The following is a 14,097-nucleotide window of genomic DNA, read 5'->3' on the forward strand; positions in this document are numbered from 1 at the left end:
TCGTGTTGGTGTTGGTTTCGTCGTCACGCTGGGCTTTGCGGCTGGGAATGATGGTTTTCAAGAACAAGTGATCGTCCGCTTCCACATAGGGAACGAGATGTACATAGCCGTCGATTCGGACAACAAGGATTCGCTGGCCTGGGTACCGATCCTGCTTGTGATGTTCCAGCACATCCAAGAGCTCACCGGCTTCGATGGCAACCACAACCGCCTCGAAGCAAAGCTCTCGATCCGAGATGAGCTGTGCCTTCTTCACTCCGGACTCCAAGCGAAAGGCTTCATGAAGCAAGCCCAGCCAGATTGTGTGCCTGATGTCTTCAGGTGATTCCTTTTGCCTCGCTGTGCCAGCAGATCGGGTCTTGCAGGCTCCAGCCAGCACCCCCAGCCGGCCGCCGTCATAGCCGCCCTGATCGCGAACTGCCGAGCAACAGTCGAGGTTGTCGAGATCCAAGCGCACGGTGGCGGCCACCCCTCCTGGAAGCTGTGGCGCGGCTGCCAGCCCAGCTCCGTGCTGATCCAGCTGGGATCGATCGCATAGCACCGGTCGTGGCCAGGGCGGTCGCTGACCGGGGTGATCAGGCGCCTATGGGGGCGCCAGCCTGCTCGAGCACATCGAGAGCGCTGCAGATCGCCTCCACCACCTGCTTGTTGATGCGCTCACTGGCTGTTCCATCTGAACCAGATCCGCCCACGCAGCAGGCCCTGCCGGGGGTGCCGCGGCAGGCGGCCAGCAGCAACGCATCCACATGGTCCTCCACATAGAGCCAGTCGCGCACATTGAGACCATCGCCATAAAGCGGGATCAGCTAGCCGGCCGCCGCCTTGAGGATCACCACCGGGATCAGCTTCTCGGGGAACTGCCAGGGGCCGTAGTTGTTGGAGCAGTTGGTGAGCACCACCGGCAGGCCGTAGGTGTGGTGCCAGGCATTCACCAGGTGATCGCTGGCGGCCTTGCTGGCCGAATAGGGGCTGCGCGGGTCGTAGGGGGTGGTCTCTGAGAACCGGCCCGTCGCGCCCAGGGAGCCGAACACCTCGTCGGTGGAGATGTGGTGGAAGCGGAAACCGGCTTGCCGTTCGGTGGTGAGTTGCTCCCAGTGGGCCCGCACCGCCTGCAGCAGGTGGAACGTGCCGCTCACGTTGCTCTCGATGAACGCCCCCGGACCCTCGATCGAGCGGTCCACATGGCTCTCGGCCGCCAGGTGGAGCACCAGGTCCGGATCGGCCTGGCGCACCGCGTCCGCCGTGGCCTCGGCGTCGGTGAGATCGACGCGCAGCAGGTTGTGGCGCTGAGCAGCCTGGGGCAGGGCCTCAATGCTGGTGAGGTCGCTGGCGTAGCCGCACTTATCCAGGTTGAACACCAGCGCCTCGCTGCCTGCCAGCAGCCGGCGTACCACCGCCCCGCCGATGAAGCCAGCGCCGCCGGTTACCAGGATGCGGCGGCGGCCTTCGAGCAGGGCGGACACATCGGGTTGGCTGGCGTTGGGCATCAAAGGAGGCACCGGAAGGCGTCGGTGGAGTACGGGTGTACTAAATTGGTTGCTGATCGGGCCGGTGGGGTTGCTTAGGGTGGAAGAGGTTTTTAGGGATCTGGATGCGCCGCCGCCCTGGTGGCGGCTGGGGTTCGATGGCAAAGCCCTGCTGGAAGCCGTCGTTGGCAGCGTTGTTGGCCTGATTGCTCTGTTTTCGTCCTATGACCACGTCTCCTTCCCCCACCGCCAGTTCCCGATCCAGCAGCAATGGAGCATCTGGCTCATCGTTGTCTCCCTTCCGCTCGTTTTTGCGGATGCTCAACTGGCGGCGCGATCCCGTCGTCGAGATGCAGATCGAGCGCTCAGAGCAGAGAACGAAGCAGCTCGAGAACGAAATCGAGCAGCTGAAGAAAGACAACGCGTTGCTCGACTGGATGCTCTCCGAAATGGACTTGATCAAAGCAGGATTGCCTTCCAGCTCGACCCCTCCGCAAACAACCGCCGTGAGCTCCAGCGACTCTTGACGCTGCTCAGTAGCCCTGAGGTGACCGAACTCTTTCGCGGTTGAGTTCATGGCACCGCCTCCAGCAGTTGCCGCAGGGCCTTGCGCCAGGGGGTGGGTTCCAGCTGCAGAGCGCGGCGGCTGCTGGAGCAATCCAGCAGGGAGTAGCTGGGCCGCTGCGCCGGCAGCGGGTACTCCGCCGTGGTGAGCGGGTTCACGGGCGCAGGCTGCAGCAGCAGTCCCAGCTCCTGGGCCAGCTCCCCCACCGCCACGGCCACATCGAACCAGCTGGCGGCACCGGCATCACACCAGTGCAGCACCGTCTCCTGCACGTTGGCGGTGATCGCCCGCCAGCAGGCCGCAGCCAGGGTGGCGGTGCTGGTGGGGCAGCCCATCTGGTCTTCCACCACGCCGATGGCCTGGCCGCTGGCGCCGCGCTCGCGGTGCAGCCGCAGCATGGTGAGGGCGAAGTTCTTGCCCACCGGGCCGATCACCCAGCTGGTGCGCAGGATCACGCCCTGGCCGCTGGCGGCCAGCAGCTGCTCCACCGCGTCTTCCCCAGCGGCCTTGGTGGCGCCATAGGCGCCGAGGGGATCGCGGCTCTGCTCGGGGCGGTAGGGGCTGCCCTGCTGGCCGTTGAACACAAAATCGGTGCTCACCTGCAGCAGGCGGCCGCCGGTCTCCAGCAGCGCCTCGGCAAAGGCCCGCGGCGCACCGCCGTTCACCGCCAGGGCCAGCTCCGGTTCGCTCTCGGCCCGATCGACGGCGGTGTAGGCGCCGCCATTGAGCACCCAGTCGGGCCGGTGGGTGAGCACCGCCGCCCGGCAGGCGCCGGCATCGGCCAGATCGAGGGGAAGCAGCCCATCGCCCCCGCTGCGGCTGGTGGCGATCAGCTCGATGCCCTCAGGCAGCTGTTGGCGCAGGGCCTGGCCGAGCTGGCCGGCGGCGCCGGTGAGCAGGATTTTCATGGTTGCCCTCCCCATCGCGAGCGAGCCGCTGTGAACTCGGTAGGGTGCAAAGGCAATGTTCCAATCCAGTGAGGACGGGGCTGTGAGTCGTTACACCGCCGTTGTGAAGCAAGACGGCGACTGGTGGCTCGGCTGGGTGGAAGAGGTCCCTGGCGTGAATGCCCAGGAACGCACCCGCGAAGCCCTGTTGGCCTCCCTGAAAGAGGTGCTTCGGGAGGCCTTGGAGATGAACCGCGCCGAAGCCCGTGCCGCAGCAGGTGGCACCTACGAAGAGCTGGCCCTGGCTCTGTGAAGCGCAGGGATCTGCTTCGCCATCTCAGCCAGCACGGTTGCATCCTCTTGCGAGAAGGCGGCAACCATCCCAGGCACACAGAAATCAAAGAGCTGCTGGTTCGCAAGATCTGTTCGGATCTGGGTGTTCCACGGCCTTGATGCAATCCTTTCACGCGAACATCTCTTCGGCTCCGACGGCCTGGTCCAGGCTTGGTGCTGCGGCGTCCTCCTCCTGCAGCAGCCGCAACAAGTAGTCGCCATAGCCGCTTTTTTTGAGGGGCAGGGCCAGGCGTTCCAGCTGCTCGGCGCCGATCCAGCCCTGCCGCCAGGCCACCTCCTCCGGGCAGCCCACCTTGAGGCCCTGGCGGTGCTCCAGCGTGCGGATGGTGCTGCTGGCCTCGTGCAGCGAGTCGCAGGTGCCGGTGTCCAGCCAAGCCATCCCCCGGCCCATCAGCTCCACCCGCAGCTGCCCCTCCTCCAGATACAGCCGGTTGAGATCGGTGATCTCCAGCTCGCCCCGCTCCGATGGCACCACCTGCCGCGCCCGCGCTGGGTTGCACCGCATAGCGGATCTCCATGCCCCAGCTGCTGCCATCGCCGAGCAGGCGCTGAAAGGCAGGCTGGTCCACGGGCGTGGTGATGATCAGCACCCGGCGCCTATCAGCAAAGATGTCCGCTCAGGGTACTGATCTGAGTACCTCAGAAAGCCTACTCCGGATGGAGGATCATGGGCTTCGAGATCGGATGTTGATCGTCATCGCGCGTTGATCAGGAGCGCAGGCTTGAGCGGCCGGCCCCCGGTCGGAGGCTGAGGCCGGCCCGCCTCTTGCGGGCGGTCCAACCACAACCCCCTGGGGCCTGGGTTTCTGATCTTCAAGCAGCGACAGTGTCCTGCGGTCTGGGATGGTTGACCCGCACGACTGTTGGCTGAGCCCAATCGCGAGGTGGCCTGGCCCAGCGGCGTGGATGTTGCGCACGCGCCTGCTCATAGGTCTGCTGACGGACTCTGCAGATCGCGTCAGCTTCTCCGTAGTGACGTTGATTGGGCGTCACATACTTGATGCCGCTGTGACGATGCTCAGCGTTGTACCAGTCAACAAAACCATCGACCCAGGCACGCACTGAGAGAAGATCCCGGAAACGACGCACTGGATAGCTCTGGTGATATTTCATGGTTCGGAACCATGACTCAACGTAGGCGTTGTCATTGCTCACCCGCGGCCGCGAGAATGACAGGGCAATGCCGAGCTCGGCCAGCTTCGCGGCCAAGGTGTAGGAGCGCATGGGTGCTCCGTTATCGGCGTGCAGGATCGTGGTCGACCCTGAGCTGATCCCTTCATCACGGCAGACACGATCAAAGAAGTGCTTGGCCAGTTCGCCGCATTCACGATCGTGCACCTCAACGCCAAGGATGCGCCGGCTCCACACATCCATCACCATATAAAGGTAGTAGAACTGACCCTTCGCAGGCCCCGGCAACAGGGTGATATCCCAGGCCAGCACTTGATGGATGCCCGTTGCCTCCAGCACGGGTGGCTCTCTTGGCTCCCGCGGTGGGCGGCTCCTGCCGCGATGATTTAACAGGCCTTCCTGGCGCATGATGCGGTAAATCGTTGACTCCGATCCCACGTAGACTCCCTCCTCGGCAAGGATCGCCACGATCTGACCAGGCGTGAGATCGGCAAAGCGTGGATCGTTGACAGTGGACAACACCTGTTGGCGCTCCTCCTCGCTGAAACGATGCATGACATGCCTGGACGCTCCCTTGCGTTGATCGCAGCTGAATCCCTGGGTCCGAATCATCAAGCCCCATCGCCTCAGCGTGCGTGTCGCCAGGCCGAAAAGATCAGCAATGGCCTTGGCCGAAACGCCACGACTGATGCCCTCCTCCAGAAGCGCGACGATCGCACCGCGATCGCCAGACGGAATCAAGGATCCTCGTCCGGTTGAAAGATCTGGTTGAACTTTTTTGAGAGCATCAACAACGTCGCCGCTTCTGTCAGTGCTTTTTCTTTCTTCTGCAATTCACGCTCCAGCTGGCGATTCCGCCGGACCAGTTCCTGATTCTTGCGTTGCAGTTCCCGCTGATCAGCCATGCTCGGCGCGCTGGGGCCATTGGCATCCTCGGCGGCCTGGCGCCAACGGGCAACCTGCTTGGGATACAGCCCCCGCTCCCTGCAGAACGACCCGAGCTCGGCTCCGTTCAGTCCTGCGGCCTGGATCACGGCTGCCAGCTTGTCGGCAGCGCTCCACTGCTCCGGCGGCCGGTTCGTGGCAGGCACCAGCTGGCCCTGCTTCTGCCACTGGCTCCGCCAGTTGTAGATGGTCTGCGCCGTGATCCCGGTGTCGCGGGCGATCTCAGCCACGCTCTCACGGTTCGGAGGGCTCATCCGCAGGCGGACGGCTTCCCGCAGAGCGGCGTCATAGGGCGGTTGCATAGTCGTCGGTTGGGCCCCCAGGTGGACGGGTCAAACCGAGCGGACTTCTTCCTAAGAAACACCAACGGCCAACAGGGATCTCGGCTGACTGACCACACCTCAAGCAGAGGCAACAAGTTGAAAACCAAGGGCAATGGCGCGTCGCTGGAGACCACGAATCTGACGATCCCTTGATTCCTCCTGATATGCGGCAGCACCGGGATCCTGATATACCAAACCATCACGGAGCGTCTTGTAGTAAAGAATGGCAAGCTTTCGGGCAGTAGCAATTAATGCTTTACTCTTTCCGGCACGTGCTGCCAGACGACGTTGAAAAGCACCCAGTGCAGTATTCGTTCTTCCCAGCGGTACGGCAGCCATCCAAAAGGCACTACCTGCTCGCGTAGTGCCCTGTCGTGTTCGTGAAGAAAGTACCTTTCCCCCTGAGATCCTGTTCTGAGGACTGAGTCCCAGCCATGACACAAAATGCTGGGCACTGGGCCAGCGCTTCATGTCCAACCCACACTCACTAATGAGCGTGAGAACTGTTGTTGGTCCTAATCCCGGAAGCCTTAGAAGATTGTGGCCTGACAAGGCTTGAATTAGGTGGGTTGGGTTAAATGCAAAGCCATGTCCGCATATCTTCCAATCCCCAGGTTGACTGCCTGGATCTTGATAGTCCGAGCCGGCAAGCTCTGTCATCAATGATTGTGCCGCAAGCTCGCAGGCCCTGATCTTCTCTGAATAGGTGTCAAAGAGCTCAACTGCGATCTTCAAAGAGAACAAGTGATCGTCTTGGTAGTTCCCCTCAAGAGCAGCCGCAATTGTTGCCGCGCTCTCCTTGCAGCGTCTGTCTCGGAGAGAAGCGAGTCTTTCGGGGTCCCTCTCACCTGAAAGTATGGCATCGATGATTCGCCTACCGGTTAGTCCGCTGATATCTCTGACAACATGATGAAGCTGAAGATTCATAAGCATCAGCGCCTTCTGGATGTGTTGCTGATGAGACGAGCGGTATCGAACAAGTTGATCACGCTGCCGCAGATATGAGCGTAGTTCTGTGATTTTTTGGTCTGGACGAAAGCTTGCTCTCACCAGGCCGTAGCTGTGGAGCTGCTGAAGCCATTGTGCATCGTTGATATCCGTCTTGCGGCCCGGAACATTCTTGGCGTGCCTGGCATTAACAAGAAAGACGTCAATGCCTTTGCCAGAGAGAATCTCGTAAAGCGGAACCCAGTAGATTCCAGTGGACTCCATGGCAATGGTGCTAATTCCAACTGCCAGCAGCCATTCGGCGAGTGCGATTAGATCCTTTGTGAAGCTTGAAAACTTGCGGACGGGATTCGGATCAAGCTCGACAGGAACAGCAACAACGTGGAATCTACTGCCGACATCAATTCCAGCGGAACGAGGGTTAATGACTTTCAGACGAGCTCGGCGCTTGCCTGCTGAAATTGGTTCTCCCATGGCTTAAGGACTCACTAGGTGATCGGGAGGGCATCAGGCAGGATTCGCGCACTAAAATCAGCAAATTCCTAATCGGGATCGGCCGACTAACTCATTGGTCAGTCGAGCCGTCGCCAGGGCAGGGAGCGCAATTCGAATCCCAGGCCACGTTTGCTTTCGGGGTCAGGCCTCCAAAGATGTCATCGGCCATGGCCCGATGTCCTCATGACCAGAGTGGCAAGGGCGCTCTGGCTTGGCCGTGGGTGTTTCGGGCGCGAGGGCGTACGCGCGTACTGGTTCGTTTGCTGACACTGGGGGACCTCCCGAATTCCCGCCAGCATCAACGTGCTCAGCGGGTAATAGATCATCGGTTTGTTATACACCGGCAGCAGCTGTTTGCTCACCGCCTGGGTGATCGGGTGCAGCCGCGTGCCGCTGCCGCTGACCACGTCTCCTTCTTGGGCCGAGTTCTCCCCCTCCCCCAGTAATGGGATGTCTGGCTCATCGCTTTCTCCCTTCCGCTCGTTGTTGCGGATGCTCAACTGGCGGCGCGATCCCGCCGCCGAACAGCGCAGGATGCAGCTCGAGAAAGAGCTCGCGTTGCTCGAGTGGATGCACTCCGAGCTCGACTTGATCGAGGCCGACTTGCCTTCCAGCTCGACCCCTCCCCTACCAACCGCCGCAAACTCCAGCGACTGCTGAGCCTGCTCAATAGCCCGGAGATGGCCGATCTCTCTCGCGGTTGAAGTCATTGCACCGCCGCCCGGCAGGCGTCGGCATAGGCCAGATTGAGGGGAAGCTGCCCATCACCCCCGCTGCGGCTGGTGGCAATCAGCTCGATGCCCTCAGGCACTTGCAGGCGTGAGCTCCATCGGGGTCAGTCCTGAAAGATCGAGACGCTGACGGGCCTGCCAGAGGTCGTGGCTGTCCTGCATGGCAAGCCAGCTTTCGGCACTGCGCCCCAGCACCCGCGATAACCGAAGCGCCATATCCGGTGATACGCGGCTTTTGCCGGTTACCAGCCGTTGGAATGTCGAAGCCGATACACCCAGCCGCTCGGCCACCTGCCGGATGGAGAGCTCACAGGGCTCAAGATACACCCCTTCGATGAATTCCCCGGGGTGGGGCGGATTGTGCATGTGCATCAGTGGTAATCCTCGAAATCGAGATCGAACACGTGGCCGCCGCGGAAGGCAAACGTGAGCCGCCAGTTGCCGTTCACCCAGATCGACCAGCGCCCCTTGTCTGCTCCCTTGAGTGGGTGCAGGCGATAGCCCGGCAGATCCAGATCTTCGATCTGGGCAGCGGAGTGCAAGGCCGCCAATTGCAGCCGGAGCTTGCGGGCAAGGGGCGGCTGAATGCCAGCTGTGCTGCCCGTTTCGAAGAACAGCCGCAGGCCCTTGTGGCGGAAGCCATGAATCACCCTGTCGATCCGCTGCAGACACACCGTAGCGCGATGCGCAACGGGCGACGCTTCGGCCAGTAGCCGCAATAGGTCGTCTCCATAGCCGCTCGTTTTGAGGGGCAGGGCCAGGCGGGGGCAGGCTTCTCCTCGATGCTCAGCGCCACCCCACAGCGCTCCGGGTCGCGCACCGGATAGGCATACACGGTGGCGCCCTGGCCGCAGCCGCTGCCCTCGCCGAGCAGGCGCTGAAAGGCGGGCTGGTCCACGGGCGTGGTGATGCTCAGCACATCCCGAATTCTCGCCAGCATCAACGTGTTCAGCGGGTCATACCCTCCGGGAGCGGTTGCGGCTCCACGCTCTTACGGAGACGGCCTTGGGGCTGCAGCCCGTGTGGGAATCGGTGGGGCCGAGAGTGCGTGGCTGCCGGCGGCTCCGGGGCTTGTTCCGGCTGCTGGGCCTGACGGCTCAGGGGGGAGTCCCCTAAGCCCCGTTGCGCGGCCAGCGAATGGGGGCGTTGACGGAACTGTGCAGACCGGGTGGTTGCGGCACACCAGATGTGGTGGGTGGCGGGCCTCGCCGCGCGGATTGCGCGATCCGCGATCAGGGGCTGATCGTTCTCGGCGTCGATATCGGGCATCGAAGCCGCGTCCGCCATGGCCTGGGTATTGCTGAGACCGACCCGCGGCAGGGTGCAGCAGGCCTGCAGGCCGAGCCGCACGTGTCGAGGTTGAACATCAGCGCCTCGTTCGCTGCCAGCAGCCGGCGAGCAGGGCGGAGACGCTCGGCGGGCTGGCGGCGGGCATGGGAGGAGGCGTCACAGGGTGCCGCAATACAGGTGTACTAGGCTGGTTGCTGTTCGAGGCGGGCGGGGCTGTTTAGGGTGGAAGAGGTTTTTCGGGATCTGGATGCAGCGCCGCCCTGGTGGCGGTTGGGGTTTGATGGAAAAGCTCTGCTGGAAGCCGTCGTTGGCAGTGTTGTTGGCCTGATCGCTCTCTTCTCGTCCTATGACCACGTCAACCTCCCAGGACAAACTCTCCGTCTCCCCCAGCAATGGGGCGTCTGGCTCATCGCTGTCTCGCTTCCGCTCCTTTTTATCGATGCTCAACTGGCGACGCGATCCCGTCGTCGAGATGCAGATCGCGCGCTCAGAGCAGAGAACGAAGCAGCTCGAGAGCGAAATCGAGCAGCTGAAGAAAGAAACAGAGCGGCTGGAGAGAGACAACGCGTTGCTCAGTTGGATACACTCCGAAATCGACTTGATCGAGGCCGACTTGCCTTCCAGCTCGACCCCTCCCCAGGCAATCGCCGCAAACTCCAGCGACTCTTGACGCTGCTCAGTAGCCCTGAGGTGACCGAACTCTTTTGCGGTTGAGCGCATCAGGATCCGCCCTCCCCACTCCATGGGTTCATGGTCGGCACCCCCGTTGGCGCGAAATGCCGCAGGTTGCGCGTCACCACCGTGAGGCCGCGCTCCAGTGCCGTGGCAGCAATCAGCAGATCGGCGCTGTCATGGCCGATCTCAGCGGAGAGCAGCCCCCAGCGGCGCGCCACCCCCACATCCACCGGCAGCAACCGATCGCCATACAGCCGCAACAGCTGATCCAGCCATTCGGCCAGCTGCGTGGCGAAACCAGCATCGCTCGAACGCTTGCGGGCGATGCCGCGCTCGATCTCGCCGATGCTCACCACGCTTACAAAACAATCCTCCTGCCGCTGGTTGCTGATCCACCCCACCACGCCTGGATCGCGCTGGCGCAGCCGCAGCTCAGAGAGCACCATCGTGTCGATCAGGTACATGGGAACTCCCTTGGCGTCAGGGGCAACCGTTCGAAGGGCTCGTCGTCTTGCGGCATCTGCAACAGCAGCTCGGCAAGCGATGGCGCGCTGGCCCGCTCGAGGCGCTGCAACCGCTCGTACTCCTCTGCGGAGAGCACCACGCTCACCCATTTGCCGCGGCGCGTCACCATCTGGGGTTCTCCCCGGGCCGCCGCATCCACCACGGCGCTGAAGCGATTTTTGGCGTCCTGCAAGGTCCAAACGGCATCCATGGCTTTACTGGCTAGCTGATCCATCTAGCTTAATGGCGGCGCTCATGCAGTCGCCTCTAGTAACTGGCGCAGGGCCTGGCGCCAGGGGTGAGGTGGGTGCCTTTTATTGGACAGTTCCGGCCCCTGACATCGTTAACCCAGGACGGGTGGAACATGGTTCGGCCTCAGTGTAGACCGCGTGGGGAGTTTTGCCTCCAAGGGAACTGTGAGGTCTTACATGGCAATACCGCCACAGGAAGCGGGCCAGGCTGATTTCAGCGTCCCAGCCATCGCTGTATGCCCGTAGGTAGACCTCCTCGTACTTGACAGTCCTCCACAGCCGTTCAACAAGGATGTTGTCGTAGCACCGCTTTCTGCCGGACCAGCTGATCTGGATCCGCTCCCCTTTGAGTCTGGCCACAAAGTCAGCGGACGTGAACTGACAGCCTTGATCGGAGTGGAAGATCTCTGGCCTACGGCCGCCTCCCAAGGCCATCTCCAGGGCCTCCAGACAGAACTTCGTGTCAAGGCTGTTGGAGAGCCTCCAGCTGAGCACATGCCTGGAATGGAGATCCATGATCGCCACCAGATAGAGGAACCCTTTCTGCAGAGGGATGTAGGTGATGTCGGTCGCCCAGACCTGATCCACCGACGTGACCTGCGTGAGGTCCACCAGGCAGGGGAACCGCACGGACGGATCACCTGGAACCGTCGTCCGGGGCTTCTGGTAGATCGCCCGTAATCCCATGCGCCGCATGAGGTTTCGCACTCGATCTCGGCTGATCGGGATACCATCTTGGGCCAGATAGTCCACCATCCGGCGGCTGCCGCTGCAGGGATCCTCCAGGTAGAGAGCATCGATCCTGGCCATGATCCGCAGCGTCGATACACGGACCGGTGTCGGCCGGTAGTACAGCGTGGATCGAGGCAGCCCCAGCAGCGCACACTGCCTGCTGATGCTGAGCTCGGGGTGGTCGTGATCGACCAGCTTGCGCAGTTCACGGGCATCAGAGCAGTTGAGACTTTTTTTTGAGCCACTCCAGCTCCATCTGCAGCCGTCCGATCTGCTGGAACAGCTCCGCCTCCTTGGCCTGCCCCTCCTCCTTGTCCTTGGTCTTCTTGCCTCGGGTGAAGAGCTCGCTGGCACCGTCCAGGAGCTGCCGCTTCCACTGGCTCACCTGGATCGGGTGGATGGCGTGGTCGGCGGCGATCTCCTGGATCGTCTTGCGGCCACTGATCGCCTCCATGGCGACCCTGGCCTTGAACTCGGGGCTGTGGGTGCGGCGCTTGCTCATCGGTGGGAGCCCCTTTCAGGGGCGGTACCCCGCCTCAGAGGTTAACGATGGGGCCTGTCCAGAAAAGCCAGACCACCTCACCGAGAAGGTCGGCGCCGTGTTTGGCCTGCATGTGATCGCCTACAACCTGATCCGCCTGGGCAACCTGCTCAAGCCCGCGATGGAGGCGGCATGAACAGCCCGTTGTCCAGAGGTGTGCCCAATAGGCCTCAACCAATGCCTTGCAGAGAGGCCAACGATGCCGAAATCGGGCTGTTTGCGGCTCTGATAGCCGCCGATCCGTCTTTTTGAGCCGGAAATCCACTGATGCCTGTGGAAAACTGGCTCGTGGGTTGGTTTTTCAGCAAACTCTTAGATGGAGTTGCTTGGATGGCGCCCAAATCCAATGCTTATCCAGCCTAGCTGAGACATCGAGGACATGTCCTCATGGACAACCGCCAAGTATTGATCGTCGATTACAACGTCACACAGGTCACAGCCACCGGTGACAGTGATGAATCCGGTCAATTCTAATCTTGCCACACAGTGTACCCATGTCAAACCAGTGCTGCGAGATCGTATTCTGCAATCTTCCAATTCGCCCCCCCGGTTCAGGAAAGATGTCACCCCTTTCATCCGTTCATCCGGGGGCTTGAGGAAATGACCCATGCGTCGTTACAGCGAGGCCGTCAAGGCTGATGTGAGGAGGCGGATGAGCCCGCCGCTCAGGCAGTCCGTGGCTCGGATTTCAGAGGAGCTGGGCATCCACGTGATCACCCTCTACAAATGGAGGAAGACCTGGCGGTTGCAGGGGGAGGTGGTGCCGGCATCCGAGAAGGAACCAGAGGGCTGGAGCGCTGCCGACAAGTTCACGGTTGTGCTGGAGACGGCGGGGCTGAACGCCACCGAGCTGGGCGCCTACTGCCGTGAGCGGGGCCTGTTCCCTGAGCAGGTGAGCCGCTGGCGGCAGGCGGCCCAGGATGCCAATGAAAAGCCAGTGCTCACCTTGAAAGAGCAGAAGGAGCTCGAGAAGCTCCGCGCCCAGGACCAGCGCGAGATCAAGGCCCTCAAAAAGGAGCTGCAGCGCAAGGAAAAGGCCATGGCGGAGATGGCGGCCTTGCTGGTGCTGCGAAAAAAGTGGGAGGCCTTCTGCTCGGAGGACGCGGAAGGCTGACCAGCGCCGCGCACCGGCGGAAGGTGATCGAGCTGATCGGCGAGGCGAATACCGCTGGCGCCTGCCTGGTGAGCGCCTGCGGTGAGATCGGCATCTGCCTGCGCACCCTCAAACGCTGGCGCAAGGCCTTTGGTGGTGATGGGGACGGCAAGGACCGCCGTAAAGGCAGCCCCCGCGATGTCGCTCACCGCCTGAGCGAGGAGGAGCGCCAGCGGATCCTGCTCACCTGCAACCAGCCGGAGTACGCCTCGCTGCCGCCGGGGCAGATCGTGCCAGCGCTGGCGGATCAGGACCTCTATATCGGCTCCGAGAGCAGTTTCTATCGGGTGTTGCACCAGGCAGGGCAGTGCCACCGGCGCGGGCGTGCCCGGCTGCCGCAGGAACCGCGCTCCGTGCCGCGTCTGCGGGCGGATCGCCCCAATGCGCTCTGGTCGTGGGACATCAGCTTCCTGCCGACCACGGTGCGGGGTGTGTGGCTGTACCTCTATCTGGTGGTCGACGTCTGGAGCCGCAAGGTGGTGGCCTGGGATGTGGCCGAGGTGGAGTCGGCTGAGATCGCGGCGGATCTGGTGCAGCGGGCCTGTCTCAAGGAGCGCTACCGGCGGCCCAGCGGCTTTGGCAGCCAGCAGTGCCAGCAGCCGCCACTGATCCTCCATGCCGACAACGGCAATGCCATGCGTGGGGCGACGCTGGAATCACGCCTGGAGGAGATGGGCGTGCTCAGATCCTTCTCGAGGCCAAGGGTTTCCAACGACAACCCCTACTCGGAATCCCTGTTCCGAACGGTCAAGTACCGGCCCGACTACCCTAATCGGCCGTTTGCCTGCAAAGCGGAGGCGTGCGAGTGGGTAGCGGCATTTGTCGACTGGTACAACCATCGGCACCGCCACAGCGGCATCAAATTCGTCACGCCCCACCAGCGCCACAGTGGAGCCGCCAAGGCCATTTGCCAGCAGCGAGCCGAGGTCTACGAGAAGGCTTGCCTGGCCAATCCAACACGCTGGAGCCGAAGCACCCGCTGCTGGCGTCAACCCGAAAAAGTTTGGATTAACAAGCCACCAGAGGAGCCCGAACCGATCCTCGCGCTACCTTTGATCCAGGCCGCCTGAGTGGCAGCCAAGGAGTGACACCTTCCCTGAAAGTCA

The 14,097-nt window shown here is 62.3% G+C and carries 17 protein-coding genes and 4 pseudogenes; 5 read left to right on the plus strand and 16 right to left on the minus strand.

Going from position 1 to position 14,097, the window contains the following annotated elements; translation table 11 throughout:
- Nucleotides 1-370 precede the first annotated feature (370 nt).
- From rfbB to rfbD, 3 genes and pseudogenes are all read right to left on the minus strand, one after another.
- A pseudogene (gene rfbB / locus H8F26_RS13430) lies at nucleotides 371-1,487 on the minus strand (dTDP-glucose 4,6-dehydratase); the annotation flags it as partial.
- A 40-nt stretch (nucleotides 1,488-1,527) separates the two neighbouring features.
- Entirely contained in the window at nucleotides 1,528-2,043 is a 516-nt protein-coding gene (locus H8F26_RS13435) for a hypothetical protein (RefSeq protein WP_197154705.1), read from the minus strand.
- Nucleotides 2,040-2,939 carry a dTDP-4-dehydrorhamnose reductase gene (gene rfbD, locus H8F26_RS13440; RefSeq protein ID WP_197154707.1) on the minus strand — a complete coding sequence of 300 codons (900 nt, stop codon included), beginning with the start codon at nucleotides 2,937-2,939 and terminating at the stop codon, nucleotides 2,040-2,042. Before rfbD ends, H8F26_RS13435 begins: the two co-directional genes overlap by 4 nt.
- A gap of 82 nt (nucleotides 2,940-3,021) precedes the next feature.
- On the opposite strand from rfbD, the gene H8F26_RS13445 reads away from it, so the two are divergent.
- Nucleotides 3,022-3,231 (plus strand): type II toxin-antitoxin system HicB family antitoxin, encoded by a 210-nt coding sequence (locus tag H8F26_RS13445; protein WP_231605201.1) that lies wholly within the window; start codon nucleotides 3,022-3,024, stop codon nucleotides 3,229-3,231.
- A gap of 150 nt (nucleotides 3,232-3,381) precedes the next feature.
- Here the strand turns inward: H8F26_RS13445 and H8F26_RS13450 are convergent.
- The 13 genes and pseudogenes from H8F26_RS13450 to H8F26_RS19500 form a co-directional block, all read right to left on the minus strand.
- A pseudogene (locus tag H8F26_RS13450) lies at nucleotides 3,382-3,883 on the minus strand (sugar phosphate nucleotidyltransferase); the annotation flags it as partial.
- 202 nt (nucleotides 3,884-4,085) lie between these two features.
- Nucleotides 4,086-5,144 carry an IS3 family transposase gene (locus H8F26_RS13455; RefSeq protein WP_231605202.1) on the minus strand — a complete coding sequence of 353 codons (1,059 nt, stop codon included), beginning with the start codon at nucleotides 5,142-5,144 and terminating at the stop codon, nucleotides 4,086-4,088.
- On the minus strand, nucleotides 5,141-5,650 hold the full coding sequence (locus tag H8F26_RS19495; protein WP_231605203.1) for a transposase: 510 nt from the start codon (nucleotides 5,648-5,650) through the stop codon (nucleotides 5,141-5,143). Before H8F26_RS19495 ends, H8F26_RS13455 begins: the two co-directional genes overlap by 4 nt.
- A 99-nt stretch (nucleotides 5,651-5,749) precedes the next feature.
- Nucleotides 5,750-7,093: an IS110 family transposase gene (locus H8F26_RS13460; protein WP_231597702.1), complete on the minus strand. Its 1,344-nt coding sequence runs from the start codon at nucleotides 7,091-7,093 to the stop codon at nucleotides 5,750-5,752.
- A gap of 296 nt (nucleotides 7,094-7,389) precedes the next feature.
- A pseudogene (locus H8F26_RS13465) lies at nucleotides 7,390-7,521 on the minus strand (sugar phosphate nucleotidyltransferase); the annotation flags it as partial.
- Between the two features lie 396 nt (nucleotides 7,522-7,917).
- Entirely contained in the window at nucleotides 7,918-8,172 is a 255-nt protein-coding gene (locus tag H8F26_RS13470) for a HigA family addiction module antitoxin (RefSeq protein ID WP_231605204.1), read from the minus strand.
- A 44-nt stretch (nucleotides 8,173-8,216) separates the two neighbouring features.
- Nucleotides 8,217-8,519 carry a type II toxin-antitoxin system RelE/ParE family toxin gene (locus tag H8F26_RS13475; RefSeq protein WP_231605205.1) on the minus strand — a complete coding sequence of 101 codons (303 nt, stop codon included), beginning with the start codon at nucleotides 8,517-8,519 and terminating at the stop codon, nucleotides 8,217-8,219.
- Nucleotides 8,492-8,785 carry a hypothetical protein gene (locus H8F26_RS20215; RefSeq protein ID WP_370594623.1) on the minus strand — a complete coding sequence of 98 codons (294 nt, stop codon included), beginning with the start codon at nucleotides 8,783-8,785 and terminating at the stop codon, nucleotides 8,492-8,494. The genes H8F26_RS13475 and H8F26_RS20215 overlap by 28 nt, the downstream gene beginning before the upstream one ends.
- 506 nt (nucleotides 8,786-9,291) lie before the next feature.
- Nucleotides 9,292-9,855, minus strand: coding sequence for a hypothetical protein (locus tag H8F26_RS13485; protein ID WP_197154712.1), 564 nt, complete (start codon nucleotides 9,853-9,855; stop codon nucleotides 9,292-9,294).
- Entirely contained in the window at nucleotides 9,855-10,274 is a 420-nt protein-coding gene (locus H8F26_RS13490; protein WP_197154714.1) for a type II toxin-antitoxin system VapC family toxin, read from the minus strand. The genes H8F26_RS13485 and H8F26_RS13490 overlap by 1 nt, the downstream gene beginning before the upstream one ends.
- Complete coding sequence (locus H8F26_RS13495; RefSeq protein WP_197154716.1) at nucleotides 10,265-10,525, minus strand: type II toxin-antitoxin system Phd/YefM family antitoxin; 261 nt, start codon at nucleotides 10,523-10,525, stop codon at nucleotides 10,265-10,267. The genes H8F26_RS13490 and H8F26_RS13495 overlap by 10 nt, the downstream gene beginning before the upstream one ends.
- 103 nt (nucleotides 10,526-10,628) lie before the next feature.
- Entirely contained in the window at nucleotides 10,629-11,501 is an 873-nt protein-coding gene (locus H8F26_RS13500) for an IS3 family transposase (RefSeq protein ID WP_231598222.1), read from the minus strand.
- A 10-nt stretch (nucleotides 11,502-11,511) separates the two neighbouring features.
- On the minus strand, nucleotides 11,512-11,799 hold the full coding sequence (locus H8F26_RS19500; protein WP_231597691.1) for a transposase: 288 nt from the start codon (nucleotides 11,797-11,799) through the stop codon (nucleotides 11,512-11,514).
- On the opposite strand from H8F26_RS19500, the gene H8F26_RS13505 reads away from it, so the two are divergent.
- The 4 genes and pseudogenes from H8F26_RS13505 to H8F26_RS13510 all read left to right on the plus strand — a co-directional run bounded on the left by H8F26_RS13505 (nucleotide 11,783) and on the right by H8F26_RS13510 (nucleotide 14,061).
- A complete protein-coding gene (locus tag H8F26_RS13505) occupies nucleotides 11,783-11,974 on the plus strand; it encodes a hypothetical protein (RefSeq protein WP_197154718.1) in 192 nt (63 codons plus the stop codon). The two genes, H8F26_RS19500 and H8F26_RS13505, sit on opposite strands and share 17 nt — an antisense overlap.
- A 179-nt stretch (nucleotides 11,975-12,153) precedes the next feature.
- Nucleotides 12,154-12,294: pseudogene (locus tag H8F26_RS19505) on the plus strand (IS5/IS1182 family transposase); the annotation flags it as partial.
- 196 nt (nucleotides 12,295-12,490) lie between these two features.
- On the plus strand, nucleotides 12,491-12,952 hold the full coding sequence (locus tag H8F26_RS19510; RefSeq protein ID WP_231605206.1) for a helix-turn-helix domain-containing protein: 462 nt from the start codon (nucleotides 12,491-12,493) through the stop codon (nucleotides 12,950-12,952).
- Complete coding sequence (locus H8F26_RS13510) at nucleotides 12,916-14,061, plus strand: IS3 family transposase (RefSeq protein WP_231605207.1); 1,146 nt, start codon at nucleotides 12,916-12,918, stop codon at nucleotides 14,059-14,061. Before H8F26_RS19510 ends, H8F26_RS13510 begins: the two co-directional genes overlap by 37 nt.
- The last annotated feature ends 36 nt before the right edge of the window (nucleotides 14,062-14,097 follow it).

The sequence above is a fragment of the Synechococcus sp. CBW1006 genome, from assembly GCF_015840525.1.
Classification (GTDB): Bacteria; Cyanobacteriota; Cyanobacteriia; order PCC-6307; family Cyanobiaceae; genus CBW1002.